This is a genomic window from Kribbella sp. NPDC051586 (assembly GCF_044453965.1).
GTDB lineage: Bacteria > Actinomycetota > Actinomycetes > Propionibacteriales > Kribbellaceae > Kribbella.
This window is the reverse complement of sequence record NZ_JBITDF010000001.1, coordinates 104,582-129,134: the sequence shown is the minus strand read 5'-3', so window position 1 is coordinate 129,134 and position 24,553 is coordinate 104,582. Positions and strand designations below refer to the sequence as shown.

Annotated in this window: 30 protein-coding genes; 7 read left to right on the top strand and 23 right to left on the bottom strand. The window is 69.2% G+C overall.

The genetic code is table 11. The features are described from left to right. Positions 1–16: 16 nt before the first annotated feature. From ACIA58_RS00635 to ACIA58_RS00625, 3 genes are read left to right on the top strand one after another with little or no spacing between them, the layout of a single operon-like run. A complete protein-coding gene (locus ACIA58_RS00635; RefSeq protein ID WP_396401485.1) occupies positions 17–472 on the top strand; it encodes a hypothetical protein in 456 nt (151 codons plus the stop codon). Between the two features lie 36 nt (positions 473–508). After that, positions 509–1,198 (top strand): Crp/Fnr family transcriptional regulator, encoded by a 690-nt coding sequence (locus ACIA58_RS00630; RefSeq protein WP_396401484.1) that lies wholly within the window; start codon positions 509–511, stop codon positions 1,196–1,198. Beyond that, positions 1,110–1,982, top strand: a complete 873-nt coding sequence (locus tag ACIA58_RS00625; RefSeq protein ID WP_396401483.1) for an NADP-dependent oxidoreductase — start codon at positions 1,110–1,112, stop codon at positions 1,980–1,982. The genes ACIA58_RS00630 and ACIA58_RS00625 overlap by 89 nt, the downstream gene beginning before the upstream one ends. Here the strand turns inward: ACIA58_RS00625 and ACIA58_RS00620 are convergent. The 12 genes from ACIA58_RS00620 to ACIA58_RS00565 form a co-directional block, all read right to left on the bottom strand. Continuing rightward, positions 1,979–2,710, bottom strand: coding sequence for an FHA domain-containing protein (locus ACIA58_RS00620; RefSeq protein ID WP_396401482.1), 732 nt, complete (start codon positions 2,708–2,710; stop codon positions 1,979–1,981). The two genes, ACIA58_RS00625 and ACIA58_RS00620, sit on opposite strands and share 4 nt — an antisense overlap. Further along, positions 2,707–3,984 (bottom strand): VWA domain-containing protein, encoded by a 1,278-nt coding sequence (locus tag ACIA58_RS00615; RefSeq protein WP_396401481.1) that lies wholly within the window; start codon positions 3,982–3,984, stop codon positions 2,707–2,709. Before ACIA58_RS00615 ends, ACIA58_RS00620 begins: the two co-directional genes overlap by 4 nt. Positions 3,985–3,999: 15 nt before the next feature. Beyond that, positions 4,000–5,067 (bottom strand): PP2C family protein-serine/threonine phosphatase, encoded by a 1,068-nt coding sequence (locus ACIA58_RS00610; protein ID WP_396401480.1) that lies wholly within the window; start codon positions 5,065–5,067, stop codon positions 4,000–4,002. Beyond that, positions 5,052–7,412 (bottom strand): tetratricopeptide repeat protein, encoded by a 2,361-nt coding sequence (locus ACIA58_RS00605; RefSeq protein WP_396401479.1) that lies wholly within the window; start codon positions 7,410–7,412, stop codon positions 5,052–5,054. The genes ACIA58_RS00610 and ACIA58_RS00605 overlap by 16 nt, the downstream gene beginning before the upstream one ends. Next, positions 7,409–8,524: a hypothetical protein gene (locus tag ACIA58_RS00600; protein ID WP_396401478.1), complete on the bottom strand. Its 1,116-nt coding sequence runs from the start codon at positions 8,522–8,524 to the stop codon at positions 7,409–7,411. The genes ACIA58_RS00605 and ACIA58_RS00600 overlap by 4 nt, the downstream gene beginning before the upstream one ends. Then, the gene (locus tag ACIA58_RS00595) at positions 8,521–9,513 is read right to left on the bottom strand and encodes a glutamate ABC transporter substrate-binding protein (protein WP_396401477.1); all 993 of its coding nucleotides are present in this window, start codon (positions 9,511–9,513) and stop codon (positions 8,521–8,523) included. Before ACIA58_RS00595 ends, ACIA58_RS00600 begins: the two co-directional genes overlap by 4 nt. Then, the gene (locus ACIA58_RS00590; RefSeq protein WP_396401476.1) at positions 9,510–10,838 is read right to left on the bottom strand and encodes a hypothetical protein; all 1,329 of its coding nucleotides are present in this window, start codon (positions 10,836–10,838) and stop codon (positions 9,510–9,512) included. The genes ACIA58_RS00595 and ACIA58_RS00590 overlap by 4 nt, the downstream gene beginning before the upstream one ends. Next, positions 10,835–12,160 (bottom strand): AAA family ATPase, encoded by a 1,326-nt coding sequence (locus ACIA58_RS00585; RefSeq protein WP_396401475.1) that lies wholly within the window; start codon positions 12,158–12,160, stop codon positions 10,835–10,837. Before ACIA58_RS00585 ends, ACIA58_RS00590 begins: the two co-directional genes overlap by 4 nt. Continuing rightward, complete coding sequence (locus ACIA58_RS00580) at positions 12,157–12,738, bottom strand: hypothetical protein (protein ID WP_396401473.1); 582 nt, start codon at positions 12,736–12,738, stop codon at positions 12,157–12,159. Before ACIA58_RS00580 ends, ACIA58_RS00585 begins: the two co-directional genes overlap by 4 nt. 25 nt (positions 12,739–12,763) lie before the next feature. Continuing rightward, positions 12,764–14,023, bottom strand: coding sequence for a toxic anion resistance protein (locus ACIA58_RS00575; protein WP_396401472.1), 1,260 nt, complete (start codon positions 14,021–14,023; stop codon positions 12,764–12,766). 147 nt (positions 14,024–14,170) lie between these two features. Then, on the bottom strand, positions 14,171–14,626 hold the full coding sequence (locus ACIA58_RS00570) for a dihydrofolate reductase (protein WP_396401471.1): 456 nt from the start codon (positions 14,624–14,626) through the stop codon (positions 14,171–14,173). Continuing rightward, positions 14,623–15,414 (bottom strand): thymidylate synthase, encoded by a 792-nt coding sequence (locus ACIA58_RS00565; RefSeq protein WP_396401470.1) that lies wholly within the window; start codon positions 15,412–15,414, stop codon positions 14,623–14,625. Before ACIA58_RS00565 ends, ACIA58_RS00570 begins: the two co-directional genes overlap by 4 nt. 132 nt (positions 15,415–15,546) lie before the next feature. Between ACIA58_RS00565 and ACIA58_RS00560 the strand changes: the two genes are divergently transcribed. Next, positions 15,547–16,221: an aminoacyl-tRNA hydrolase gene (locus ACIA58_RS00560; protein WP_396401468.1), complete on the top strand. Its 675-nt coding sequence runs from the start codon at positions 15,547–15,549 to the stop codon at positions 16,219–16,221. Here ACIA58_RS00560 and ACIA58_RS00555 read toward each other — a convergent pair. Genes ACIA58_RS00555 through ACIA58_RS00535 form a run of 5 tightly spaced genes read right to left on the bottom strand, consistent with a single transcriptional unit; the run spans position 16,206 to position 18,870 of the window. After that, positions 16,206–16,874: a DUF6928 family protein gene (locus ACIA58_RS00555; protein ID WP_396401467.1), complete on the bottom strand. Its 669-nt coding sequence runs from the start codon at positions 16,872–16,874 to the stop codon at positions 16,206–16,208. The two genes, ACIA58_RS00560 and ACIA58_RS00555, sit on opposite strands and share 16 nt — an antisense overlap. A gap of 10 nt (positions 16,875–16,884) precedes the next feature. Then, positions 16,885–17,472, bottom strand: a complete 588-nt coding sequence (locus tag ACIA58_RS00550) for a dihydrofolate reductase family protein (protein WP_396401466.1) — start codon at positions 17,470–17,472, stop codon at positions 16,885–16,887. Between the two features lie 2 nt (positions 17,473–17,474). After that, entirely contained in the window at positions 17,475–18,080 is a 606-nt protein-coding gene (locus ACIA58_RS00545) for a dihydrofolate reductase family protein (RefSeq protein WP_396401465.1), read from the bottom strand. Then, the gene (locus tag ACIA58_RS00540) at positions 18,077–18,544 is read right to left on the bottom strand and encodes an SRPBCC domain-containing protein (RefSeq protein ID WP_396401464.1); all 468 of its coding nucleotides are present in this window, start codon (positions 18,542–18,544) and stop codon (positions 18,077–18,079) included. Before ACIA58_RS00540 ends, ACIA58_RS00545 begins: the two co-directional genes overlap by 4 nt. After that, positions 18,541–18,870, bottom strand: a complete 330-nt coding sequence (locus ACIA58_RS00535; protein WP_396401463.1) for an ArsR/SmtB family transcription factor — start codon at positions 18,868–18,870, stop codon at positions 18,541–18,543. Before ACIA58_RS00535 ends, ACIA58_RS00540 begins: the two co-directional genes overlap by 4 nt. Before the next feature lie 125 nt (positions 18,871–18,995). Here ACIA58_RS00535 and ACIA58_RS00530 point away from each other — a divergent pair, with 125 nt between their 5' ends. The 3 genes from ACIA58_RS00530 to ACIA58_RS00520 are packed head-to-tail and all read left to right on the top strand — an operon-like array spanning position 18,996 to position 20,340. Beyond that, positions 18,996–19,220, top strand: coding sequence for a hypothetical protein (locus ACIA58_RS00530; protein ID WP_130441176.1), 225 nt, complete (start codon positions 18,996–18,998; stop codon positions 19,218–19,220). After that, positions 19,220–19,702, top strand: coding sequence for a Clp protease N-terminal domain-containing protein (locus tag ACIA58_RS00525; protein ID WP_396401462.1), 483 nt, complete (start codon positions 19,220–19,222; stop codon positions 19,700–19,702). The genes ACIA58_RS00530 and ACIA58_RS00525 overlap by 1 nt, the downstream gene beginning before the upstream one ends. After that, positions 19,702–20,340, top strand: a complete 639-nt coding sequence (locus ACIA58_RS00520; RefSeq protein ID WP_396401461.1) for a DUF998 domain-containing protein — start codon at positions 19,702–19,704, stop codon at positions 20,338–20,340. Before ACIA58_RS00525 ends, ACIA58_RS00520 begins: the two co-directional genes overlap by 1 nt. On the opposite strand, the gene ACIA58_RS00515 is transcribed toward ACIA58_RS00520, so the two are convergent. From ACIA58_RS00515 to ACIA58_RS00490, 6 genes are all read right to left on the bottom strand, one after another. Then, entirely contained in the window at positions 20,337–21,854 is a 1,518-nt protein-coding gene (locus ACIA58_RS00515; RefSeq protein ID WP_396401460.1) for a multicopper oxidase family protein, read from the bottom strand. The genes ACIA58_RS00520 and ACIA58_RS00515 overlap by 4 nt on opposite strands. Further along, positions 21,851–22,282 carry a hypothetical protein gene (locus ACIA58_RS00510; protein WP_396401459.1) on the bottom strand — a complete coding sequence of 144 codons (432 nt, stop codon included), beginning with the start codon at positions 22,280–22,282 and terminating at the stop codon, positions 21,851–21,853. The genes ACIA58_RS00515 and ACIA58_RS00510 overlap by 4 nt, the downstream gene beginning before the upstream one ends. After that, the gene (locus ACIA58_RS00505; protein WP_396401458.1) at positions 22,279–22,641 is read right to left on the bottom strand and encodes a hypothetical protein; all 363 of its coding nucleotides are present in this window, start codon (positions 22,639–22,641) and stop codon (positions 22,279–22,281) included. Before ACIA58_RS00505 ends, ACIA58_RS00510 begins: the two co-directional genes overlap by 4 nt. Before the next feature lie 57 nt (positions 22,642–22,698). Next, entirely contained in the window at positions 22,699–23,043 is a 345-nt protein-coding gene (locus ACIA58_RS00500; protein WP_396401457.1) for a hypothetical protein, read from the bottom strand. Positions 23,044–23,185: 142 nt separating this feature from the next. After that, a complete protein-coding gene (locus ACIA58_RS00495) occupies positions 23,186–23,398 on the bottom strand; it encodes a hypothetical protein (protein ID WP_396401456.1) in 213 nt (70 codons plus the stop codon). A 73-nt stretch (positions 23,399–23,471) separates the two neighbouring features. Beyond that, positions 23,472–24,509, bottom strand: coding sequence for a LacI family DNA-binding transcriptional regulator (locus tag ACIA58_RS00490; protein ID WP_396401455.1), 1,038 nt, complete (start codon positions 24,507–24,509; stop codon positions 23,472–23,474). Positions 24,510–24,553 lie beyond the last annotated feature (44 nt).

Sequence of the window (24,553 nt, the reverse complement as noted above, 5' to 3'; positions counted from 1 at the left end):
CGGGGGAGTCGCCGCGATGCGTGACATCGCGCTGATTCTGCACGTCGTGGCGGGGATTCTCGCCGTGCTGTTCGGCCCGCTCGCGATCGTGCTGACGCTGCGCCGGCGCGGGCTGAACTGGGCCGGCGAGGTCTACCACTGGACGATCGCGCTGGTCTGCCTGAGCGCCCTGGTGATGGTCCCCTACGACTGGGGCCGGCTCTGGTACTTCTGGCCGATCACCATCGCGTCGTACCTGTTCGTGTACCTCGGCCAGCGCTCCGCCGAAGCCCCCGGCGGTCTCTGGTACCGCGGGGTCCTGCGTGGGTACGGCGGGGGCTGGATCGCGCTCTGGACCGCCGTCGCCATCGTCAGCATCCCGCGCCACCCGTGGACCTGGGCCATCCCGATCGTCGTCGGCTCGACCGTCATCGAATGGCTGTGCTTCAACCCGTCGCCGGTGTGGACCCACGAGCCGCAACCAGGCAGCTGACGAGCCGCGACATGCCTGCTGGGAGACAATAGGCGGGTGACCGAGTTCGAGCGGTTCCTGCGGCAGTTGCCCGCGGACGAGGCGGATCGCGGCCGCCGGTTGTTCCGGCCGGTGCGGGTCGAGCGCGGGGAGCTGTTCGTGCGGCAAGGCGATGCACCGAATCGGGTTGCGCTGGTCGAGCACGGGCTGTTCCGGTTGTTCGGCGCCGACGAGTCCGGCGCCGAGCGGACGCTCGCGTTCCGCGCCGAGGGCGAGCTGGTGTGTGCGTACAGCGCCGTACTCCGGCAGGAACCGTCGCGGATCGCGATCGAGGCGCTCGAGCCTTCCGAGGTGATGGTCGCCGAGCGGCCGGCGTACGACGATCTGGTTGCCGAGAGCCCCGGATGGCAGCAGCTGATCGCCAAGCTCACCGAGGCGCTGTACGTGCGGCTCGACCAGCGGCAGAGCGAACTGCTGCTGGACGACGCGGGCACCCGGTACCAGCGCTTCCTCGCCGACCAGGGCGCCCTCGCGTCCCGGCTCACCCAGCGGCACATCGCGTCGTACGTCGGTGTCACGCCCGAGGCGCTCAGCCGGATCCGGCGGCGATTGATCTCGATCAACGACAGCCGGCCCGGTGCTGCCTACCGTCGTGAGCATGACGACGATGCGCGCGATGGCAACCGATCGAGTGGGTCCCGGAGCAACGCTCCGGCCGCACACCCTGGCGGTGAAGGAACCCGCTGACGGCGAGGTCCTGATCAAGGTGCTGGCCGCGGCGGTGAACCCCGCGGACCTCGGCATGGTGGCCGGCCAATACCGGTGGTACGACGAACTTCGCCTGCCGCTGGTCCCGGGGTACGACGTGGCGGGCGTCGTCGAGGCCGGTGACTGGCCGCGTGGTGCGGCGGTCATCGCGAGCACCGGTCACTCGCGGAGCCAAGCCGGTGGGTACGCCGAGTACGTGACGCTGCCGGCGTCGTACGTCGCTGCGGCCCCGGAGAACCTGGACTGGGCCGAAGCGGCGACGATCCCCCTCGCCGGCCTCACTGCTCACCAGGCGCTGGAGCTCCTCGATCTGAAGCCGGGTCAATCCCTGCTCGTGAACGGCCCGCGCGGCGCGATCGGACGCTTCGCGGTCGAGCTCGCCCGCGCCGGCGGCATCACGGTCATCGAGGCGGGCCGCGACAGTGCCCCGGTCGCCGAGGCTTCGGTTGATGCTGCGCTCGATGTCGTGGGTGGACCGCGAGCGCGCCAGGCCTTCGCGGCCGTCCGCGACGCCGGCGTCTATGTCACCACGGTGCCTGAGTTCTGGGTGCCTGGCGGCCAGTTCACCGCCGAGCGCGGCATCGAGCCGCAGATCGTTCGCGCGGAACCGGACGGCACCCGGCTCGCCGCCCTCGTCCGCGCAGCGGAAGCCGGCGAACTCACCACCTCGGTCGCCAAGACCCTGCCGCTCACCGACGCCCAGCAAGCCCTGGATCTGCTCGCGACCGGCGGCGCCGGCGGCAAGCTGGTCCTGATTCCTTAAGCCTGTCCGGCCTGCTCCTCCGGGGTGGCCTTGCGGACCACCAGGCGGGTCCAGGCGCCGACGTAGATGCGGTCGTCCGGGTTCAGCTCCTGGCGTTGGCCCGGGATGATCGGGTCCTCCGGGAGCGGTCCGGCGGCCGAGGCGACGTACGTGCCGTTGGAGGACTGCAGGTCCTCCACCCACCAGCGCTGGCCGTCGGTGGTGAGCTGGGCCTGGCGGCGACTGACGCCGGTGTCGTCGCCGCAGTCGATCTCGGGGTGGATGTTCCGGCTGCGGGACGGACGGCCGATCAGCAGGCTCTTCTCGGTCAACGGGATGACGGTCGGCAGGCCAGGTGACGGACACGGGTCGTCGCTCTGCTGTACGGCGTACCAGTCCGGGTCGACCCAGCGCTCGGCCACCCACTCGGCGATCGCAGCGGGCGGGGCCGGCGGTGCCGGAGTACTCGAGATGTCCAGCGAGGACGCGGCCCGTGGCATGGTGCCGGTGGTGAAGTCGTAGCCGCAGTTCTCACAGAACAACGCGTCCGTGGACGCCGGCTCCTGGCAGTTGGGGCACGTCTGTCCGGCCGGAGCAGGCGCCGGCGTGGCAGCCGGACCAGGCGCGGCAACCGCGGGCGCCGGGACGGAGGCCGCCGCCGGAGTGGCGGCAGCGCCGATCGGGAGGCCGCAGACGTCGCAGTAGTCGGTCGAGGTGGACGGGTGCCCACTCGGACAGTTGACGGTCATTTCTTCACCCGTGTCGTCTTGGTGGAGGCCGTGTCGAGAGCCATCTCGTCGGCCTTCTCCACGGTCCGCTTCAGCCGCACCGTACCCGTTTCCTGGTCGTCGATGTCGACAACCTTGCGCAGCCGCGTGGTCGCTTCCTCGTTGCCGGTCGCGGCCGCGAGCTGGACCGCCCGGCCGAGCTTCGTCGTCGCAGTCGCCGTGTCACCGGCGGCCTTGGCGGCCAGACCGTCCTGGATCGCCTGCGCCAGCTCGGTCTGCCCGGTGTAGTGCGCGACCTCCGGGCTGATCCGGGTCGTCAGCGCCTCGTCGGCCGACCACAGCGCCTTGACCAGGCCCTGCGCGACCACGTCGTCGCCGAGCACTAGCTGGACCCGCGCAGCGAGCTGCTCCTGCCCGATCGCCTTCGCGGCCAGCCGGATCGCCACGTGGTAGTCGCGGGACTCGTCACCCCACGAACCGGTCGGGTAGGACCCCGTGAGCGGGTTGATCGCCGTACGCCGGGACGTCAGGTCCTCGACCGTCGGAGCGACCTGCCGGACGAACAGCACCTCGGCGCCCTGCGGCGCCCACACCCGCAGGTCCGCCTGGGCCACACCGCGGCTCATGGCGTTCTGAATCAGTTTGGAGAACTCGGCGGCCAGCTGGTCCGGCGCCGGGATGATATCGACGGTGCCGAGCAGGGCCTGCGCGATCCGCCGTACTTCGTCCACCTGCCAGGCCACGCCGACGCCACGGGTGTCGCACTGGAACTGGCCGGTCACCGACTCGATGGCCTGGGTCAGCGCCTCCGGGGTCTCGTGCTGGTTCTCGCCGTCGGTCAGCAGGATCGCGTGCTTCTGGGACAGCGACGGCACGGTCGCGAAGACCCGCGACGCCAGCCGCAGCCAGGTGCCCATCGCAGTACCGCCGTCGGCGTAGAACCGGGACACGGCGTCCTTGGCCGCCTGCCGCGTGTAGGGGTCCATCCTGACCATCACCGGCTCCGCCGACGGCGGGAAGGCGAGCTGCGCGCGGTCGTTGCCGGAGATCACCGCGAACCACACCCCGTCGAGGATCTGGTCGAGCGCGGTCTGGGCGGCGAACGCCGCGGCCTGCACGCCGTCGCGGCCCATCGAGCCGGAGGTGTCGACGATGATGATCTCGCCCGCGTCTCCGCTACCGGACTGCCCGGCAGCGCCGGCACCGGTGCAGTTCACCGTGACGATGGCGTGTACGTCGGTCCCGCCGTCGGGCAGGAACTCGTTCTGGTAGACGCTGGCGGTGAAGTCGGCCATCTCGGGTCTCTCTCCTTAGACGCGTGCGAGCGCGACGGTGATGTTGTCCTGGCCACCCTGGGCGTTGGCCCAGTCGACCAGTGCGGACGCGGTGGCCTTCGGCTCGCCACCACACCCCGCAGCTGTCTGACGGACGAGGTCGGCCAGCGGTGCCGCCTCTGAGCAGTAGTTCCACAGGCCGTCCGAGCAGACGACCAGCCAGCCCGGCCCGGTCACGTGCAGCGTCGTGGTCCGGGGCGTGTGGTCGGGCGCGTCCTTGCCGAGCCAGCGGGTGATCGCGTGCGCGTGCGGACCGGACTCGGCCTCCTCACGCGAGATGCCGGTCGCGATCAGCTCGGCCGCCCAGGAGTCGTCGACGGTCAGTGCGACCGGCTCAGCCTCGTCCGGGAACCAGTACGCCCGGCTGTCTCCGACATTGCCCGCCACCAGCAGCCCGTCCTCCAGGACCGCCGCCACGAAGGTGCAGGACGCCGGGTTGGGGCTGTCAGGACTGGTGTTGTCCAGTACTGCGTCACTCGCAGCGTCAGCCGCGGCCTTGAGCCGAGCGGCGATCGCACTGCCCCGGGAGGAGTCGGTGCCGAGGCCCTGCGCGTGCCCGGCCTGCAGCACCTCACACGCTGCCCGGGCCGCCGCGAGCGACGCGACGTCGGAGTCGAGCGAGGAGCTGACGCCGTCGCAGACCACGAGCAGCGCCCGGCTGCCCGGCTCGGCGTCGGCCGCGATCGCCATGGCGTCCTCGTTCCGGCTGTGGCGGATGCCGCGGTCGCACACGCCGGCCACCCACGGTGCGGGCTGCTCCTCGAAGTGGTCCCGCAGCTTGGCTGCCTTGACGCCGCACGTCTCGCAGTACCCGTCCGCGCCGACGACGCCGCCGCACGACTTGCACGGGCCGACCTCCTCGACCGTGGCCGCGGTGATCTCGATCGTCGGCTCGGTGTCGGTGTCCAGAGCAGTCGAGCTGGGCGCGGCCGCCGCCGGGCTGAGCTCGGCGCCGCAGGCCTCGCAGAAGCGATCCGCCTCGGACACCGGCCCGCCGCAGCTGGGACAGACCGTCTCGGTCGTACTCGTCATCGCAACGTCCATCCTCGAACCTCGTTGGCCTGGTCGACCAGGGCGATCCGTTCCGGCCGGGTCCCGGCCTGGTCGGCCAGCAACCGGTAGGTTGCCTCGAGCCCGTCCCGCAGGGCCGGCTCGGTGGCTGCCCGCCCGTCGATCCGCAGAGCCTCCTGCGGACCGGACTGCTGGACCTCGGCCAGCGCGGTCCGGAACACGTCCGCGGCCAGGTTCGCCCGGTCGATCGGGTCGATGGTCAGCGCGGTGATGCTGTCCATCGCCTGGGCGAGCGCGGGAAGGCCACGCCCCGATCCTGCCAGCAGACCGGCTCGCTGGCGACGGGCCCGCACATACGCGCCGCTGGTCCGGGGGACGAGGTCGAGGGCGCCGAGCGCTCCGTCGAGGTCGTTGCGCTGCGTACGGATCGTGGCCAGGCCGAACGCGGACGGTGCGATGTAGTTGGCGTCGGTCCGCGCACAGGTGAGGTAGAGGCCCTCGGCAACGTCGTACTCGCCGGAGTGCTCGCAGGCGATCGCCAGCGCGAGCTTCGGCCCCAGCTCGCCCGGCACCTGGCCGTAGACGGCGTTGAACGCGGACTGCGCAGCTGCCGAGTCACCGCGAGCCAGAGCGACCAGTCCAGCCATCCAGACTGCCCGCCACTCCCACGGGTCGGCGTTGAGCAGGTCGGCGACCGCAGTGTCCACCATGTCGTAGCGCTCGGGTCCGACCTCCAGTGCGGCCTCTGCGACCTCCAGCAACGTCTGTGCGGACTGCTCCGGTGCGTCGATCAGCAGCTCGAGCCGCTTGGCAGCGTCCGGCACGCTGACGGTCTTCAACCAGCCGGCCATCTTGTCGCTCTCGTCGGGTGCCAGCGACGGCAGCTGCTGCCATGGCTCTACCGTGTCGCCCAGTCCGGTGGACTTGTCACCCGGCGTGCCGAACAGCAGCGACGACGCGGAGTGCTGCGCTGCCTTCACGCCCTGCTTGTCCGCCACCACCTCACGCAGTACGCCGAGCAGCTGCACGCGGAACTCGTCCGCGGACTGGAAGCGGTCCGCCGGGTCCTTCGCGCACGCCTTGGCCAGCAGGCGATACACCGAGTCGTACTTCTGGAAGAGCGGTACTTCGGCCACCGGCGGCAGCGAGTCGACGTACCGGCCCTGGTACCCGCGGAACTCCATGGCCAGCACGCACAGCGTCCGGCCGAGCGTGAAGATGTCGGAGGCAACCGACGGGCCGACCTCAGCCACCTCGGGCGCCTGGAACCCGACCGTGCCGTAGATCGCCGAGTCGAGGTCGTCGATCCGCCGGACACCGCCGAGGTCGATCAGCTTGACCGCGTCGCCGACCTGGATGATGTTGTCCGGCTTGAAGTCGCAGTACACCAGGCCGAGGTCGTGCAGGTACGAGAACGCGGGCAGGATCTCCAGCAGGTACGCGATCGCCTGGTCGATCGGCAGCGCGTCGTACTGGCCGTTGTTGGCGGTCATCCGTTGCTTGAGCAACGTCTTCAGCGAGGTGCCGCCGACGTACTCCATCACGATGTAGCCGGCGCCGTCGTGGGTGACGAAGTTGTAGATCTCGACGATCAGCGGGTGCTCGACGCGGGCCAGGAACTGCTGCTCGGCGATCGCGGCGGCGACGGCGTCCGGGTCCTCGGAGTTCAGCAGGCCCTTCAGAACGACCCAGCGGTTGGACACGTTCTGGTCCTGGGCCAGGTAGATCCAGCCGAAACCGCCGTGGGCCAGGCAGCCGGCCACCTTGTACTGGCCGCCGACCAGGTCGCCTGCCTGCAGCTTCGGCGAGAACGAGAACCGGTTGCGGCACTTCGGGCAGAAACCCTCGGTCCGGCCGGGCTGCCCGCTGCGGGACCGGCCGACCGGGTTGCCGCAGCTCGGGCAGTTCCGGCGGTCCTCCGGGACCATCGGGTTGGCCAGGATCGCCTTGCTGGCGTCGATCGCGGGGATCGACGGCACGTGCGTCAGGCCGGCGCCGAGTCGCGCGCCGCGCAGGCGAGTGGACGACGTACCGAGTTTGCGGGTCAGCTTCGAGCCGGCCTGGGCGGCGCGGGCCGACCCGAGCGGCGTGGAGGCCAGGCGGTTGGAGGCGCGGGAGACGGTCGACACGGTGCTGATCGGGTCGGCCTCGTGGACGACGGCCGGGGCTCCGGAGACCGCGGACGGGCTGGAGGCGCCATCCGGCGCGGGCGAGCCGCAGACGTCGCAGTACCCGTCGACGTACGTGCCGGTGCAGCCGGGCTGGGTGCATCCACCGGTCGTGGCCGCCGCTTGGCTCGGGGCCGCGGGGGAGCCGCAGACGTCGCAGTACCCGTCCACGATGGAGCCGGTGCAGCCCGGTTGAGTGCAGGTCGTCATTTCGTCCCTTCCAGGTAGGCCTGGTAGGCCGCTACCAGTGCACCGAGGCGGGCCAGGTCCACCGGCTCCGCCTCGATCACCGCTCGGCCGCGCCGGTACAGCTCGGCGAGATCCTCGTTGCCTGGGGCAACACTTGCCGCCTTCACCTGATAGGCGTCCAGCAGTTGGGCCAGCTCGTCCCGTTTACCCAGCGCAGCGCCGTACGCCGCCTGCGCCTGGCCGAGCGCCCGCCGTACGGCGTCCAGCCGGGTCAGGTACTTCTCGAGCTCGGCCGGCGTGTTCGGAACCGGTCCGAGTGCGGTGACATCCGGTACGGCGAGGCGCGGGGCCGGGGTGACCGTGGCGACAGCCTTGTCGGCGAGCGCGCGAACCGCAGTACCCTGCGCTTCGAGCTCGCCGCGCAGCGTTCGCGCCCGGGCGACGTCGGCGGCCCGTTCCTTGCGGGTGGCAGCGCCGACGATCAAGTCGCGTTCGGTGCGGGCGGCATCGATCTCGAACGGCCCGATCAGGCCGCCGATGTCCGCGCCGCGTTTGTTGCGGTCGGCAAGGTCCGTGAGACGGCGATCCAGGTCGTGGTGCTGCGCGAGCGCCTGGTCGCGGACGTTCGCCGGCTCCAGCTTGACCAGGTCGCTGATCCGCTCGACCTGCGCGCGCAGCTGCCGAAGCCGTGCGGCCAGGTCGGCGTCACCGGGCTCGAGCGCCAGCTTGGCGCGCAGGGTCGCCGCCAGCGCATCCGACAGTTTGCATGCTTCAGGCAACGAAACCGCGAGCGATCCGCCCGCGCCGCCGGCATCCAGTCCGCCCCAGATCAGCGCCGAGATCCGCTCGGTCTCCGTCTGCCCGACCCGGCCCGAGTCCCACGTCACCAGGATCAGTTCGTAGCGGTCCGACACCGCCTTCCAGACCGTCATGCTGAGCACGACGTCAGCGCTCAACGCATCCCCGTCCGGCGAATGCAGCGCAGCCTGGTCCAGCTCGTCCAGCTCCGCCTTCCGCCGATCCCGCCAGCTCCCCAGCGCATCCAGGAAATGCAGCAACTCCGAAGCCGGAACGCTGCTCCCCATCTTCCCCGGCGGCGGAGGCGCCGACACGGTCGGCGTACGAACGGTCATGGCGTCCGGCCGTAGACGGCTGCCGGCGGGGCTGCCAGCTTGCCCAGGTCTGTTCCCAGCCACTTGTTGTACGACGTCATCCACGCGCTGGTGCCTGAAGGGCCAGGGGTCTTCATCTGTGCGAGGGCGGCGTTGACGAACCGGACGAAGTCCACGTTCTCCTTCTTGATACCGAGGCCGTAGGGCTCGTCGCTGAACCGCTCCGGCAGGATCTTGGCGTACGGGTCCTGCGCGGCGTCGCCGGCCAGGACAGTGTCGTCGCCGCTGATCCCTTGTGCCTTGCCCTGCTGGAAGAGGACCAGGCAGCCGGTGTCCGTGTCGGCCGTGACCGGCTTGACCGCCGGGTTCTTCTTCTTGAGGTTGTCCAGGCTCGTCGACCCGGCTGGAGCGCAGATGGTCTGGCCGTTCAGGTCGGCCGTGCTCTTGGCCGTGGAGTCTCGCTGCACGAGCGTCTTCTGGCCGGAGCGGTAGTACTCGGCCGAGAACGCGATCTGCTGCCAGCGGGCGCAGTTGATGGTCATGTTCCGGGCGACGATGTCGACCTGACCGCTCTGCAGCACCGGGATGCGCTGCGGACTGGAAATCACCCGTAGCTCGACCTGGTGTGGCCGGCCTGGCGCGGGAGGACCGAAGATCGCGTCGGCGACCATGTTGATCATGTCGATGTCGAAGCCCTCGATCTGCCCGCTCAGCGGGTTCCGGGAGCCGAGGTGCAGGCTGTCCGCCGAGACGCCGGCGATCAGCCGGCCGCGCGCCTGGATCTTCGCCATCGTCGTGTCGGCCGTCATGTGCATGGGCGCGGGCAGCGGGCCGTCGGGTGCGTAGGACTGTAGCTCGGTGGTCTTGTCGCACGGCGCAGTCGTGGTCGGGGCCGCCGACGAGGTCGTCGGCGCGGGCTCGGCCGGCATCTGGGTCGCCGCGTAGTTGCCGGAGCCGCAGGCGGTGAGGAGAAGGGCGCTCGCTAGCGCGAGGGGGATGAGCTTTTTCATCGGTACTCCTCCAGGCGCTGTGACATGCCCCAGGCGACGAGTAGGGCGGCGAGGATGCCGATCGGGAGGCCTAGCCAGCCGAAGAAGCGGATGCTGCCGCGGGCGTCGGAGAGCTGGCTCGAGACGTCGTCGCTGGTGGACTGCAGTTGGCCGGCCGACTGCTCGTCGAACGCCTTGAAGGTCGCGACCGAGTTGTCCGCGGTCTTCGTCGTACCGACGGCCATGTCGACGGCCCCGTCCCAGTTGCCGTTGGTGGCGTCGGCCGTCCGGATCTTCTTGTGCACGTCTTTGTATTTGCCCCACAGGCGCTGCAGACCGTCCGTCGTACCGGATGCCTTGCCGAGCTGGTCGTCGACCTCGGCCGCCGCGTCGTTGTAGGCCTTGTCGAAGGCGTCACCGGACCCGCGAGCGATGAGCGTCAGGCTTTCGTTCGAGCGGGCGTCGTACGCCGCGATCCGGGCCGTCGACAACGCCAGCGTCTTCGCGTAGGCGTCGGACCGGGTGTCGGACGCCGCGCCGGACGCCGACGAGAGCGAGACGCCGCCCATGATCGTGACGATCAGGACGAGCGCGGCTCCTACGACGATCGGGATGTTCAGATAGCGATGCGTACGCCGGGCCAGCCAGCGCAGGGTGATCCCGAAGACCACCAGCGTCAGCAGACCGCCGACGAGGACCCAGATCGTTCCGTGCCCGATGCCGTCGAACTCGTCGCTGACCCGCTTCTGGTTGGCCTGGACCAGTGCGTTCACCAGCGGGAGCGAGTCGTCCTGCAGGACGGCGTTCGCGTCCTTGAGGTACTGCGATCCGATCGGGAGGCCCTGCCGGTTGTTCGCGCGGGCCTGCTCGATGAGGCCGTTGTAGGTGAGCAGGGTCGTGTTCAGCTGGCCGAGGACGTTCTGGTCGGCGGGCTGTGCGGTCGACGCCTCGGAGATCAGCCGGGCGGCCGCGGCCATCGAGTCGACGAAGTGCTGACGCTGGTCGGGCGGCTCCAGACCGCCGACCAGGAAGGCGTTGGTGGCGTCGGCGTTGGCGCTGACCAGGTTGGTGTGGATCCCCTGGATCCGGACCAGTTGGGCCGCGTTCGCCTCGGCGCGCTCGAGCGCGCCGTTCGACTGGGCGTGGCCCTGGGCGGCCGCGATGCCGAACAGGATGCTGACCACCGCGGCCAGGATCAGGAACGCGCGCATCCGGCCGGGGGTGCCCTGGAACCACTGGGCGACGGCGTTACGGCGGCTCGGTGTCCGGGCGGCGGGTTGCGCCGTACCTGCGGGTGGTGCCGGCGGCGACCAGGTCGCAGGAGGCGCACTGTGGGTCTGGGTCACGCCTGATCTCCTTGGTCTTCGTCCTCGGTCGGCTCGTCGGTCGGCTCGTCGGTGAGGTCTTCGGCGAGGATCTGACGCAGTTGGTCCGTGGTCGGTGCCGTGACGTCGCGCAGGCGCCAGGCGTGGCGGCCGATGGCGGCCTCGAGGACGTTGCGGGCGAAGCGGCCGTTGCCGAACGAGCTGTCGCGCGGCGTCGCGACCAGGATCTCCTGGAACTTCTCCAGCGACTCCGGAACCAGCTCGTAATCGGACGCTTCGGCGAGCCCGGTGAGGATGTCGGCGAGTTCTTCGTCGGTGTAGTTCTCGAACTCGATCGTGGTCCGGAACCGGCTGGCCAGACCGGGGTTCGCGGCGATGAACGCCTCCATCGGCTCGGGGTACCCGGCGACGATCACGACCAGGTCGTCGCGCCGGTCCTCCATCTCCTTGACCAGTGTGTCGACGGCTTCCCGCCCGTACTGGTCGGCGCCGGTGTCGCCCGAGGTCAGGCTGTACGCCTCGTCGATGAACAGCACGCCACCCGCCGCGGACGCGACCACCTCGGCCGTCTTCGTGGCGGTCTGCCCGAGGTAGCCGGCCACCAGCTCGGACCGGTCGACCTCGACCAGTTGGCCCTTGGACAGCAGTCCGAGCGCCTTGTAGATCCCACTCACCAGCCGCGCGACTGTGGTCTTCCCGGTGCCCGGATTCCCCACGAACACCAGGTGCCGGGTGATCGTCGGACTCTTCAGTCCCGCCTCGGCCCGCAGCTTCTCGACCCGCAGTACGGCGACCTGCCGGTGCACCTCGCGCTTGACCCGAGCCAGCCCGGTCAGCTCGTCCAGCTCGGCCAGCAGCTCCTCGACCGTCTTCGCGGGAACCTCTACTTCTTCTGCTTCTTTTACTGGTTCCTGAGGCTGCGGTGTCGAGGCAGCTTGGAGTGGCCTTGCGCCCGCGGCCTGCAGTTGCGCGGCTGCTGCCACCGATGCATTGCCTACTACCCGCATGGTCGGCTCGCCCAGCGTGCATGCGGCCGACGCCACCTCCGCCAGCGCCTCGGCGTACGCCGCCTTCTCCGCGGAGCCGTTGGCGACCAGCTCGGTCAGGACACCCGTCGGAGCGCCCCGCCAGCGACGTCCGCGGACGGCCGCGTCGAAGAAGTCCTGTGTTGTGCCGCCCGGGACCGCCTTCGCCCAGTCGGCAGGTGCGCCCGGGGCCGACTCGGCCAACGCGGCAGCCAGCGCAAGCGCCTCGCCGCGCGCGGTGTCTTCCGTGACACCGGCCCTGGCGGCGACGGTGACCAGCGCAGACAGCGCCTCCGGAAGTCCCCCCGTGCCGCTCATGACCCTCCTCGTCCCGGTGGTGGTGCAAGTGGTCCCGCCGGCCCTGGATCGGGTGGCGGGGTCGACGCGGTCGGGCCGAGGGCCAATCCTCCGCCGGTGGAGCCGGTGCCGAACTTCTCCTGCAGGAACCTGCCGTGGGCGATCAGCGCCGCCGCGTCGGCCCGGTTCACCGCGTCGAACACCTTGTCCATCGTTGCGGCCAAGAGGTCCAACTGGTCGATCAGGATCATCAGCGACGTCTTCCCGCGGTCGACCGGCCGGGTGTCCGCCCACTGCCGGGGCAGCCGCAGGTACCCGCCGATGGCCTCCGGCAGGTAGTCGGTTGCCGTCGCCATCACGGAGTACGCCTGCGCGCTGCCGCCGAGGTTCCCGAGCCGGGGGATCGTCTCCCGTACGACGCGGACCACGCGGCCGACACGCGACGCGACGACGGCCGGTACGGCGCCGCCCGCGACCAGTTCCTCCACCCTGACCAGCGCCGCCAGCAGGTCGTCGTTCGTCGGCGGCCCGGGCACCGGGGCAGGCTCGGGCTCCTCCTTGCGGCCGGTCAGCCGCGCGAAGAAGTCACCGATCGCCATGCAGTTCCCCCAGTCGAGCCGTGGATCAGCGACCGAGGTCGAGGTCGAGGCTGCCGTGCACGACCTGCTGGTTCTGCTGGGCGACCCGGTCCAGGTAGCTGCGGGACTTGGTCACCTCGGTCTCCAGCGTGCCGATGGTGGCGGCCATGTTGTCCAGCGCTTCGACCTTGTACGTGTCGATCGCGTCCATGGTCGCGTAGATGTTCGCGAACGCGGCCTGCAGCTGCGGCAGCCCGATCGAAGCCGACGCGGCCTGCTGCTGGATCGCCACCGAGTTGTCCCGCAGCATCTCCGAGGTGCGCTCGATCATGCCGCTGGTGGTCGTGTTCAGCGCGGTGATCTGGTCCAGCACGAGCTTCTGGTTGCCCAGGGCCTGCGCCACGATGACCGCCGTACGCAACGCCGAGACCGTGGTCGTCGACGCGCGGTCGACGCCCTTGATCAGCTCGATGTTGTTCTTGATCACGATGTCGATGGCCAGGTAGTTCTGGATCGACACGGCCAGCTGGGTGAGCAGATCCTGGTGCTTCTGGCGGACGTAGAAGAGCACGTCCTCGCGGAACGCCTTCGCCTTCTCCGGGTTCGTCGCTTCGAGCTCGGCGATCGCCGCGGACAGCCGCGCGTCGAGGCGCTCGGCGACGTACACGTACTGGTTCAGCCGGGTCATCGCGTCCCAGAGGTTCTGCTTCTCCATGTTCAGCGCGGCGTTGTCCTTGCCGAGCTCGTCCTGGCCGTTGCGCAGGCTGTGCAGGATGCCCTCGAGGTGGTTCTGCGCGCTCTGGTACTTGCGGAAGTAGTCCTCGATCTTGTCGCCGAACGGGATCATCCCGAGCAGCTTCTTGGCCCCGGTGGCTTCCTTCGGGTCGAGGTCCTCGACGGTACGGCGCAGTTCGAGCAGCGTCTTGCCGACGGTCGACCCTTCCGACAGGCCACCGCTCTGCAGCGCCTTCACCGGCTGCTGCAGCAACCGGTTCGAGCTCTCGGCCGCGGCGCGGATGTCGACGTCGCCCATGCTGCGGACGTCACCCGCCTTCGCCGCGAACTCCGGCGACCGCGGCTCGGCCGCCATCAGCGAGGTCAGGAACGTGTCGACCTTCGCGTCGAGCCCCGGCAGGGCAGCCGCGTCGACGGCCGGCGCCATCGTCGGCGCCGCGGTGGCCGCGACAGGCTGTGACGGCGGCGGCGCGGTCAGTATCAGTCCCGGCGCGGTAGCCGTAGGCGGCTGCAACGGCTGTGCCGCGGCGGCCGATTGTGCCGCGCCTGCTGTGTTGTCTGCTTCGGTCATCGTCGTTCCCCTCCGGTGGCCTGTGGCAGGCGTCCCCTCCCGCCCGCGCGCTGTCACCTCCGTGACGCGCACACAATCTAGTCGGTTCCAGGTCCCCGTGGTTGACCTGTTGCCTACTCGTTGCGAGGTGTGATCGCCAGACCCCACCTAGCTGCGGCGGTAACTAACAAAGGTGAAGCCGTCGCGGGGGTCGCGGGCTGTTTCGGTCCAGTCTGCTGCGGTAATCGGCGGGAAGGTGACGTCACCCTCGGGGGACTGGTCGACCTCAGTGAGTTCGAGGGTGTGGGCGTGGGGGAGGGCCTGGCGGTAGATGTCGCCGCCACCGGCGACGTACAGCGTGCCGTCGTACGCGAGGGCCTCGTCGAGGGAGTTGGCGACGGTGACGCCGTCGGCGGACCAGTCCGGTTGGCGGGTGACGACGACGGTACGGCGGCCCGGTAGCGGCCGGCCGATCGAGTCGTAGGTCTTGCGGCCCATGACGAGGGTGTGGCCGAGCGTCAGCTGCTTGAACCGTTGCAGGTCCTCGCGGATGCGCCAGGGCAGGTCATTGTCCCGCCCGATCACGCCGTTCTGCCCGACCGCGGCGATGAGGATGATGCTCATACCGCGATGGGCGCCTTGATGCCGGGGTGCGGGTCGTACCCGACCAGCTCGACGTCGGCGATCTCGTAGCCGTCGATCGAGTCGCGCTTCGCCAGCTGCAGCGTCGGCAGCGGGCGCGGCTCACGGGTGAGCTGCAGGCGAGCCTGGTCGAGGTGGTTCAGGTACAGGTGGGCGTCGCCGAGCGTGTGGACGAAGTCGCCGACCTCGAGCCCGGTCTGCTGCGCGACCATGTGGGTGAGCAGCGCGTACGACGCGATGTTGAACGGCACGCCGAGGAAGATGTCGGCGGACCGCTGGTACAGCTGGCAGGAGAGCCGGCCGTCGGCGACGTAGAACTGGAACATGGTGTGACACGGCGGCAACGCCATGTCGTCCACGTCGGCCACGTTCCACGCGCTGACGATGTGGCGGCGCGAGTCCGGGTTGTGCTTGATCGACTCGATCAGCTTGGTGATCTGGTCGACGTGCCGGCCGTCCGGCGTCGGCCAGGACCGCCACTGGTATCCGTACACCGGCCCGAGCTCGCCGTCTGCGTCGGCCCACTCGTCCCAGATCGAGATGTTGTTCTCGTGCAGCCATTTGACGTTGGTTGAGCCGCTGAGGAACCAGATCAGCTCGCCGATCACCGACCGCAGATGCAGCTTCTTCGTCGTCACCGCGGGGAAACCCTGGGTGAGGTCGTACCGCGACTGGTACCCGAACACACTCAACGTGCCCGTCCCGGTCCGGTCCCCCTTCTCCGCCCCGTTGTCCAACACATGCTTCAACAGATCCAGGTACTGCCGCATGCCGCCAACTTACACCGGGGCGGCGGATCCCCAGGCCATCACAATCGCGGCCGGCTGCCGTGTCCCCGCCGAAGCCCCAGCGCCACAGGCCATTGTGATGGCCTGGAGATCCGCACTGGCAGACTCGCGTCTGTGGAACAGGTATTGACCCTGGTGGTCCGGGTGGAGAAGAACGCGCGGCCGGCGCAGACGGATGCGTTGGAGACGGCCGCGCGTGCGGTGCTCGCGATCCTCGCGGACGAGCGGTCGTACGGCGAAGGCGAGTGGGCGGAGGCGATGACGTCCTGGCAGGACGACCGCATCCGCAAGATCGTCAAGCGCGCCCGCGGCACCGAATGGCGTCGGGCCGAGACCCTGCCGGGGATCACCGTGCATGGTCGCGGGGTTGGGGCCGAGGAGACCGCGGCCGCTGAGGTTCGGGTGTTTCCGCCTACCGGGGTTGATGTTGTTCCGGCTGAGATTGCCAACCTGCAGGTGAGTGGGACGGACTTTGTGGATGCCGGGGAGCTGCCGTCGGTCGAGGCCGGAGTACCTGTGCTGTGGGTGAATCCGGAGTTGGAGATGTCGAGCGGCAAGGCGATGGCCCAGTGCGGTCACGCGGCGCAGCTCTCCTGGTGGGCGTTGTCCGACGAGGCCCGCAAGGAGTGGCAGGCGTCCGACTTCGCGCTGGCCGTGCGTACGGCGACCCGCGCGCGCTGGAGCGAACTCCTAGCGAGCGACCGCCCCGTCGTCCAGGACGCCGGCTTCACCGAGATCGCGCCCGGCTCCCACACCGTGATCGCCGACCACCCTCAACTCAACCGATAACCCGCCAGCACGATCCGCTCCAGATCCGGGGCGTCGGCCGGCGGCATGCCCTCGTAGACGAAGCCGAACAGCGCGCTCAGCGCGTCCTCGCCGAGCTCCAGCGGGTTGAAGTCGAACGGCTGCTGCTTGACCGCGACGGGCCGCTCGACGACCACGAACTTGGTGAATTCGGCCCAGTCGGCGTCGTCCTCCTCGGCCCGCTCACCGGCCCAGTACGGCTGTTCGAACGGCAGCGGGTCGCCGACGTTCTCCAGGATCCCGTCGTCCGGCGACAGGCTCAGCGACCGTCGCAGTACGCCGTTCTCCCAGACCGCGTAGGCGAACCAGCCCACGACGCTATGCATGGCATGCAGGTAGACAGTCCGCCCCTGCGCCTCGTCGATGAACCGCTGAGGCAGCTTGGAGGGGCAATCCTGAGCAGCCTCTTCGGTCAGGAGCACGGTGAGCCCGGGATAGACCCCGGCGTACACCGTGCCGTCTTCCGGATTCGACTGCTCTGCGAGAGTGCCGTCCTCGAAGGGGATCACGCTGGCGCCCGGATGAAGCCGTTCGACGAATGCGCGGGTGGCGGCGCGGTCGATCGGCGGGTGGTCTCGGAGTACACCCGCGACGTCTGTGTCGGCGTACATGATCATCCAGTCCTTGGCGCCCATGCGGGACTTTCTATCGGATGACGCGGTAATGCAGGTGGGTGACACGGTCGCCTTGGACGAATCGGGGGTTGTCGAGGATGACCTGCGGGCCGACGTACTCGCCGAAGAACTTCACGCCGGCGCCGAACAGGACCGGGACGAGGTTGTACGCGATCTCGTCAACCAGGCCGGCCGCGATCGCCTGGCCGGTGAGGTTGCCGCCGGTGACGCTGATGTCGTGGTCGCCGGCATGGTCCCGCGCCTGCGCGATCGCGTCCTCGATGCCGTTGACGAACGTGAACGGCGCGTCCGGGAACGGCCAGTCGGCCGGCGGCTCGTGCGTGACGACGAAGACGTGATCGCCGACAGCCGGTACGCCGTTCCAGCCGTTGGTGATGTCGAACAGCCGGCGCCCGATGACACACGAGCGGACGTTCGGCCAGGTCGCGTTGATGTAGTCGGCGCTGGCCTGACTGAGGTGGAACGGCCGGTCGGGATCGGTCCCGTAGACCTCGACCGGGCCGTTGCCGTACCAGTCGAACAGCGGCCCGACCCCGTCCTCGGTGTCCGCGACGAACCCGTCCAGCGATACCGCTGCAGTTGCGATGACGTTGCCCATGGCTACTTCTCCTTCACGATGTCGTAAGTGAGGTGCTGCGCGCTCGGAGTGGAGACGGCCTCGGTCAGGTCGAGCTTCAGCCCGTTCGCCGGCTCGGCCGGGAACAGCCGCGTCCCGTCACCGAGTACGACGGTTGCCACGTGCAACCGCAGTACGTCGGCCAGCCCGGCGTCGAGGACCTCGTGACAGATCTGGCCGCCGCCCATCACCACGACGTCCTTGCCATCAGCAACTTCCAGTGCCTGCGTGACCGCCTCGGCGGGGCTGCCGAGGAACCGGAACCGGTCGCCGAGGCGAGTCTTCTCCGGCGGAGTGTGGGTGACGACGAAGACCGGCGGATTCACCTCGCCGGTCGGCTTCGCGCCGTACCCCATCTCCTCGCTCCAGCCACCGGGCCCGTCGATGATGTCGAACAGGTTGCGGCCCTGGATGACGGCGCCGGTCTCCTCGAAGGCGGCGTCCAGTACGGCGCGGTCCGCGTCGTTGCCATGGAAGACCCAGTCGTGCAGGGCCATGCCGTTGTCACCGAGCCCGTTGTCGAGGCCGACGTTCGGGCCGGTGACGTAGCCGTCCAGGGATACCGAGATGTCGACGACGACCCGGCTCATGACTTCGCCAGCAGTTCGGCGAGGCGGTCCATGGAGTCGTTGATGCCGTTCTCCATGCCGTACTCGATCGACTGGTCGCGGGCGCCGACCGACGGGAACACCGACTGCTGGTGCAGCCGTACGCCGTTCTCGGTCGGCTCGAGCGTCATCTTCTCCAGGCAGACCTCGCCCGGCGCGCCTTCCCACTCGAAGGTCTGGATGACCAGCTTGTCCTGCTCGACGGTGTGGAAGACCCCACGGAACGCATACTCACCGGAGTCGTCGCGGTGGATGTAGCGGTAGGTGCCGCCGGGACGAACGTCGTACTCCTCGACGGTTGCGTCCAGGTTCCGCGGGCCGAGCCAGTCCGCGACCAGGTCGCGGTCGGTCATGATCTTGAACAGCTGGGCCGGCGTGGCGGCGAACTCCCGGGTGACCTCGACGAACGGGGTCCCTGCGGGGGTGTTGATGACGGTTCCAGTCATGATGTCTGCTCCCTCAACAGTGCTTCCATTCGGCGGAAGCGGCGTTCGGTTTCGAGCCGGTACTCGTCGATCCAGCTCGTCAGTGCTTCGAGGGCCGACGGCACCAGGTGACACGGGCGGCGCTGGCCGTCCCGGCTCCGGGTGATCAGCCCGGCGGCCTCGAGCACCTGGATGTGCCGCGACACCGCCTGCTTGGTGATCGGGAACGGCTCGGCCAGCTCGTTCACCGTGGCCGGTCCGCGCGACAGTCGCGCGATCATCGCCCGCCGGACCGGGTCGGCGAGTGCCGCGAACGACCGGTCAAGCTGATCATCGTCAACTGTCATCTTTATCAACCATTCCCTTGATCAACCGATGTGTTGAATATATGACTCGGGCGTGCGGTCGTCAACCCCGGTCGGCGTTAGCAACCTTGGTTGACAGTCTGGTCTTGTCAACCTAAGTTGCTTACATGACCGAGTTGGTGGATCCCGAGGACCCTGCGGCCGGGCTGGCCGCGGTGGTGGCGCTGCGCCGGCTGGCTGACCGGCTCGAGGACAGCCAGGTGGAGCGCGCGATGCGGTCCGGCTGGAGCTGGGCGGAGGTGGCCGAGGTGCTGGGGGTCACCCGGCAGGCGGTGCACAAGAAACATGCCCGGCGGCTGCTCGCCGCCGGCGTTGCCCTGAGGAGGCGCTGATGTCGACCGATGTTCGCTCGATCCTGGTGCGGTCGGCCCGCGCCGAGGCCCGCCGCGACGGCTCCCGGACGATCGAGGCCGAGCACGTACTGCTCGCGCTGGCCGGGATGCGGGACACGGCGGCCGCGCAGCTACTGGCCGAGGAGGGGCTGTCGGAGGAGGCGATCCGGGCCGCGCTGGACCGCGAATGGGAGCAGAGCCTGGCCGTCGCCGGGATCGCGGTCCGGATGGGACTGTTGCCAGAAGCAACACCCGACCGCGCCCGCGACCCGCACATCGGCGAGTCCACCAAACTCCTGCTCCACCGCGCGATGGACGCGGCACCCAAGCTCGGCGGCGGCCGCATCGGTCCGATGCGCATCCTCGTCGGCCTGCTCGCCACCGAACGCGGCCGCGTGGCTCGCGCCCTCGAGGCCGCCGGCGTAGACCGCGCCGCCCTTCGCACGAGGGCCGCTGACGCGTTAGCTGCAGGCACACGCTGATGTCCGCGTCGGTGGTCGTCGAGCGCCGGACTCTGACGGATCGGCTGTTGGTCTGCGGCCTGATGGCGGGCCCGCTCTTCGTCGCCGTCTTCATGCTCGAGAGTGCGTTCAAGGGCGCCGGGTACAGCGCGTTCCGGCATCCAGTCAGCTCGCTGTCGCTCGGTGCCGGCGGGTGGGTGCAGGTCCTGAACTTCGTTGTCGCCGGCGTGCTCACGATCGCGTTCGCTCTTGGTGTCTGGCGATCTGGCCATCGCGCGGGCGCCGTATTGATCGGTGTTTGGGGAGTTGGGCTGCTCGGGGCGGGTGTGTTCACAACCGACCCGGTGAGTGGCTTTCCACTCGGTACGCCGGCTTCGTCCGACTACACCACCTCCGGCGCACTGCATGACGGCTTCTCGTTGCCGGCTTTCTTGGCGTTGTTCGTTGCGCAGCTTGTGCTGTCCCGGGGCAACGGCCGGAGGTGGTTGGCGTATTCGTTGCTTAGTGCAACGGCCTGTCTGGTCTGCTTCTTCCTTGCCAGTGCGGGCTTCAATCAGACGGCGGGGTTGGTCGCGGTGGGCGGGTTGTTCCAGCGGCTCGCGGTTGTTGTCGGGTGGGGGTTCACGGTCGCGCTCGCGGTTCGGTTGCGTCGTACCTAGATCGTTTCGAAGGCGGCCATCATTGCCATGTCCTCGTGTTCGAGATTGTGGCAGTGGATCAGGTATTTGCCCTTGTGGGCGGTGAACCTGACCAGGACCTCGACCACCTCCGCCGGACGGATGTCGACGGTGTCCTTCCAGCCGTGGTCGTACTCCGCCACCTTCGTCTTCCCACCGCGGCTGAGCACCTGGAACGGCGCGAGGTGGACGTGGACCGGGTGGTGGACGTCGGTGACGAAGGTCCAGATCTCGTACTGATCCAGCTTCACCTGCGCCTGCATGACCTGGGGATCGAACGCCTTCCCGTTGATCGTCCACCCCGAGTGACCACCCCCGCGGCGGAAGCGCCACTCCCGCCGTACGACGCCGGTCGGCCGGGGCGTGACGGCGTACGACGAGAGCTTGGTCGGGATGCTGCTCTCGTCGACGGCCTTGCGGGCGACCTTGAAGCGCATGACGTCGGCGTTGTTGTCGAGCTTGTTGACGATCGTCACCTCGTCGCCCGGCTGGTACTGCGAGAAGTCGACGATCACGTCGAACCGCTCGGCCGGCGCGATCACGATCGTCTTGTGCTCGACCGGCTTGTCGAGCAGTCCGCCGTCGCTGCCGATCTGGACGAACGTCGCCGGCCCCTTGTCGAAGGCGAGCTCGTACCGGCGGGCGTTGCTGGCGTTGAGGATGCGGAAGCGGTAGCGGACCGCGTCCACCTCGTGCACCGGCCACGGCGCGCCGTTGACCAGTGTGACGTCCGCGATCACGCCTTCCATGTACGCCGGTTCGACGCCGTGACCGTCCTTCGCGGCCGGGTACAGGAACGAGCCGTCGGCGTCGAACGCTCGGTCCGCGATCACCAGCGGGATCTCCCGATCGCCCTTCGGGAGCGGGAGGTTGTCCTCCTCGTCGTCACGGACGATGTGCAGCCCGAACAGTCCTCGATAGACCTGTGGTGCGGTGTAGTCCATCGTGTGGTCGTGGTACCAGAGCGTCGCGGCGCGCTGGGTGTTCGGGTACGTGTACGTGCGTTTGCCCATCGCCATGTCACCGCCGGACATGTGGTCCGTGTGGTCCATATGGTCCATGTCGTCGCCGTTCGCGGGCATGATGAGGTCGAGCGGCCAGCCGTCGCTCGGCGCCGGTGTGTGGCCGCCGTGCAGGTGGACCACGGTCGACACGTCGAGCTCGTTGACCTGCTCGACGACGGTCGTGCGGCCGCTTCGTACGTCGAAGGTCGGCCCGGGCAGCAGGCCGTCGTACCCCATCACCTCGGTTTTGAGTCCGGGCAGGATCTCGAGGCTCGCCTTGCGCTGGACGACGCGGTAGTAGTCGGCCTTCGCATCCGAGCGGGTCGGCTTCTTCACCGGTGGGATCGGGAGCGGGACCTGGAACGGCACGGGGAGTTTCGCCTTGCTGCGCAGGAGTTCGCCGGCCTGCCCGGGGTCCGCCTCCTCGCCGCACGCGGTGAGAACCAGGGTGCCGCCGGTCGCGGCCAGGAACACTCGGCGGGACATCTTCATCGCTTCGCCTCCCGGCGGCTCAGGCGTGCGGTGGAACGGAACGACCAGACCGTCATCCAGACGACGGCGGTCACGATGGCGGTGCCGAGCGGGATGTGTACGGCGAAGTTCTGCAGATAGCCGAACGTGAGCTGGACGAACTCCGCCACGAGCAGTCCTGCCGATGCGACGACCGGCCAGACGCGACCACGACCCGCGATCGTGTAGCACGCGGCGACGATCGTCTGGAGGAACGCGACCATCCAGACGGATCCGCCGATCGTCGCGTGGATGTCGGTCATCGCGTCGACGTTGCCGGCCAGGAAGTACCCGGCCGCGATCGGCTGGGCGATGATGAGCGCGGCGTGCGCGACGAGGACGATGCGCAGTACCTGCAGGCTGACGCGCGGACGGCGTACTTTGGTCGGCTGCTCGAGCGTGGCGGTCATGCCGTCACCTGCCGGCGGTTGACCCAGAACGCGAAGACCACTGTGCCCGCCACCAGCGCCACGCCGAGCGGGATGTGGATCGCGAGCTGACGGCTGTAGCCCATCGAGACCTGGACGACTTCGCCGGCCAGGATCAACAGACTCACCGCCGCCACCGTCCAGCGGCCGCCCGCGCGCGACCAGATTATTGCCGCCAGCAACTGCGCGAGCCCGAGGAAGACCAGCGCCAGCCCGGTCGGCTCATGCATCCGCATGCCGGCCGGCGAGCCGTTCAAATACAGCCCCGCGAACACCGGCTGCAGGCAGATCGCAACAGCATGCACCCCGGCCGTCACCCGCAGCACCACCAAAGCCCTCATGTAGACAGACAATAGTAGTCTGGCTACATGTAGATCAATCAGGTATTCCCCGGAGGGTCAGGTGAGGTGTCCCAGGGGTGCGACGGTGATGCCCGCTCGTTCGCAGACCCAGTGGGGGTCGGGGCCGAGCTCTGGTTCGATGCGGAGTTCGTGGTCGTGGAGGTCGTCGCAGGCGGTGCAGCGGGGCCAGCGGATGCCGGAGTCGACGAGGCGGTCCTGCACGTCTTGCGCGACCAGGCCGGCGATGTGCTCGGCTCCGTCGGGCCACTGGTCCAGCCACCACTGACGACCGGCCACGGCGTCCTCCAGCAGCGACACCATCACCGCGTCGTCGAAGCTCCGCGCGGCGAGGTCGTGGAGCACCATCGCCCGCGCGGTCAGTAACACCCCTGGCTCGTTCATCGCCCTTCAGAGTGCCAGACGACACCGACAAATCCACGCCTCCTGAAGTGCGCACCGAGGGATATCCCCTGGCGTTGCCGGTTCTCCCGTCCTTGCAGGAGGGGAGAACCGGCGCGACCAGGGGGATATCCGTTGGTGTAGCTCAGCCGAGGGTGGTGCAGGTCGGGTCGATGCGGTTGGCGAGGCGGAGTTCGCGTTCGGCGGTGGAGCGCAGTACGGCGCTGAGGCGGGCGCGGACCGCGCGCGGCCGGCGGCGGGGCTCGTCGTACTCCTCCTGGGGAGCGTTCGGAAGAGCCGACTGGGCGAGGTTGCGGGCGTTTTCGACCGCGGTGTTGCCGGGGATGAAGTACGTCATGATTCTGCTCCCTCCTGAGAGCGTGGTTGATCAACCTGGGAACCGGACGGTTCCAGGTGGGTGTGTGGATTTGTCAGCGCTTCGGAGCCGGCCCGCTGCTGGAGCGGACGATCAGCTGCGTCGGCATCAGTAGTTGGCGCTCGGTGGTCGTCGGGTCGAGCAGGATGCGACCGACCGTGCGTCCTTTGTCCTTGATCGGCTGCCGGACCGTGGTCAGTCCGGCGGCCTCCGCGGCGGGGATGTCGTCGAATCCCGCCACGGTCAGATCGCGACCGGGGGTCAGCCCCCGGACCTTCATCGCTTCCATCACGCCGATCGCCTGGACGTCGCTCAGCCCGACGATCGCGGTCGGCCGGTCCTGCGAGTCGAGCACGTACTCCGCGCCGCGCAACCCGGAGGCGAACGCGTTGTGCCCGCCCGAGACGATCCGCAGCCGCGCGTCCGGCATCGTCTTCTGCAGGCCGCGGATCCGCAGCTCGCAGTCGGTGTACCCGACCTCGTCGAGCGTCAGCTCCACCGGCGGGCCACCGGCGGCCTGGGCGTTGTCGACCAGTACGACGACGTCGCGGTGACCGAGCCGGGCCAGGTGCTCGCCCAGTTGCGCGGCCGCCTCCACCTCGTCGATCGCGACCCAGGACAGGTCCGGGTGGTCGCCCCGGTCGGTGGACACCGCGGGAATTCCACGGTTGGCGAGGATCTCGAGCGCCGGATGCCCGCCCGGCACACAGAAGATCGCCGCCGCGTCGATGGCTGCCTGCTGTACTGCGTTGCTGCCGCCGGCGATGTCGGTCGAGCTGAGCGGCATCAGCAGCAGGCTGGTGGCGAACTCCTCGGCGACCTCCGCGAGCCCGGCCAGGAAGCCAACCGCGTACGGGTCCGAGAAGGCGTAGGCCAGCTTGTCCGTGAACAGCACCCCGACCGCGCCGGCCCGCCCGCTTCGCAGAGCGCGTGCCGATGCGTCCGGTCCGGCGTACCCGAGCTCCTGCGCGGTGGCCAGGATCCGCTCGCGGAGCCCGGTGGAGAGCTGGTCGGGCTTGTTGTACGCGTTCGAGACGGTCGACGGCGACACGCCGACGGCCTTGGCCACCGTCTTCAGCGTCACTCCCGCCATCTCGCCCACCTCTTCTGTATCGTTCTTCTAAATCGATCTAGAAA

Bases quoted from the DNA above. Each gene is read 5' to 3' on its own strand.
- ACIA58_RS00635 (WP_396401485.1), top strand. From the start codon at position 17: ATGCGTGACATCGCGCTGATTCTGCACGTCGTGGCGGGGATTCTCGCC.
- ACIA58_RS00625 (WP_396401483.1), top strand. From the start codon at position 1,110: ATGACGACGATGCGCGCGATGGCAACCGATCGAGTGGGTCCCGGAGCA.
- ACIA58_RS00620 (WP_396401482.1), bottom strand. From the start codon at position 2,710: ATGACCGTCAACTGTCCGAGTGGGCACCCGTCCACCTCGACCGACTAC.
- ACIA58_RS00615 (WP_396401481.1), bottom strand. From the start codon at position 3,984: ATGGCCGACTTCACCGCCAGCGTCTACCAGAACGAGTTCCTGCCCGAC.
- ACIA58_RS00610 (WP_396401480.1), bottom strand. From the start codon at position 5,067: ATGGACGTTGCGATGACGAGTACGACCGAGACGGTCTGTCCCAGCTGC.
- ACIA58_RS00605 (WP_396401479.1), bottom strand. From the start codon at position 7,412: ATGACGACCTGCACTCAACCGGGCTGCACCGGCTCCATCGTGGACGGG.
- ACIA58_RS00600 (WP_396401478.1), bottom strand. From the start codon at position 8,524: ATGACCGTTCGTACGCCGACCGTGTCGGCGCCTCCGCCGCCGGGGAAG.
- ACIA58_RS00595 (WP_396401477.1), bottom strand. From the start codon at position 9,513: ATGAAAAAGCTCATCCCCCTCGCGCTAGCGAGCGCCCTTCTCCTCACC.
- ACIA58_RS00585 (WP_396401475.1), bottom strand. From the start codon at position 12,160: ATGAGCGGCACGGGGGGACTTCCGGAGGCGCTGTCTGCGCTGGTCACC.
- ACIA58_RS00580 (WP_396401473.1), bottom strand. From the start codon at position 12,738: ATGGCGATCGGTGACTTCTTCGCGCGGCTGACCGGCCGCAAGGAGGAG.
- ACIA58_RS00575 (WP_396401472.1), bottom strand. From the start codon at position 14,023: ATGACCGAAGCAGACAACACAGCAGGCGCGGCACAATCGGCCGCCGCG.
- ACIA58_RS00570 (WP_396401471.1), bottom strand. From the start codon at position 14,626: ATGAGCATCATCCTCATCGCCGCGGTCGGGCAGAACGGCGTGATCGGG.
- ACIA58_RS00565 (WP_396401470.1), bottom strand. From the start codon at position 15,414: ATGCGGCAGTACCTGGATCTGTTGAAGCATGTGTTGGACAACGGGGCG.
- ACIA58_RS00555 (WP_396401467.1), bottom strand. From the start codon at position 16,874: ATGGGCGCCAAGGACTGGATGATCATGTACGCCGACACAGACGTCGCG.
- ACIA58_RS00550 (WP_396401466.1), bottom strand. From the start codon at position 17,472: ATGGGCAACGTCATCGCAACTGCAGCGGTATCGCTGGACGGGTTCGTC.
- ACIA58_RS00545 (WP_396401465.1), bottom strand. From the start codon at position 18,080: ATGAGCCGGGTCGTCGTCGACATCTCGGTATCCCTGGACGGCTACGTC.
- ACIA58_RS00540 (WP_396401464.1), bottom strand. From the start codon at position 18,544: ATGACTGGAACCGTCATCAACACCCCCGCAGGGACCCCGTTCGTCGAG.
- ACIA58_RS00535 (WP_396401463.1), bottom strand. From the start codon at position 18,870: ATGACAGTTGACGATGATCAGCTTGACCGGTCGTTCGCGGCACTCGCC.
- ACIA58_RS00530 (WP_130441176.1), top strand. From the start codon at position 18,996: ATGACCGAGTTGGTGGATCCCGAGGACCCTGCGGCCGGGCTGGCCGCG.
- ACIA58_RS00525 (WP_396401462.1), top strand. From the start codon at position 19,220: ATGTCGACCGATGTTCGCTCGATCCTGGTGCGGTCGGCCCGCGCCGAG.
- ACIA58_RS00520 (WP_396401461.1), top strand. From the start codon at position 19,702: ATGTCCGCGTCGGTGGTCGTCGAGCGCCGGACTCTGACGGATCGGCTG.
- ACIA58_RS00515 (WP_396401460.1), bottom strand. From the start codon at position 21,854: ATGAAGATGTCCCGCCGAGTGTTCCTGGCCGCGACCGGCGGCACCCTG.
- ACIA58_RS00510 (WP_396401459.1), bottom strand. From the start codon at position 22,282: ATGACCGCCACGCTCGAGCAGCCGACCAAAGTACGCCGTCCGCGCGTC.
- ACIA58_RS00505 (WP_396401458.1), bottom strand. From the start codon at position 22,641: ATGAGGGCTTTGGTGGTGCTGCGGGTGACGGCCGGGGTGCATGCTGTT.
- ACIA58_RS00500 (WP_396401457.1), bottom strand. From the start codon at position 23,043: ATGAACGAGCCAGGGGTGTTACTGACCGCGCGGGCGATGGTGCTCCAC.
- ACIA58_RS00495 (WP_396401456.1), bottom strand. From the start codon at position 23,398: ATGACGTACTTCATCCCCGGCAACACCGCGGTCGAAAACGCCCGCAAC.
- ACIA58_RS00490 (WP_396401455.1), bottom strand. From the start codon at position 24,509: ATGGCGGGAGTGACGCTGAAGACGGTGGCCAAGGCCGTCGGCGTGTCG.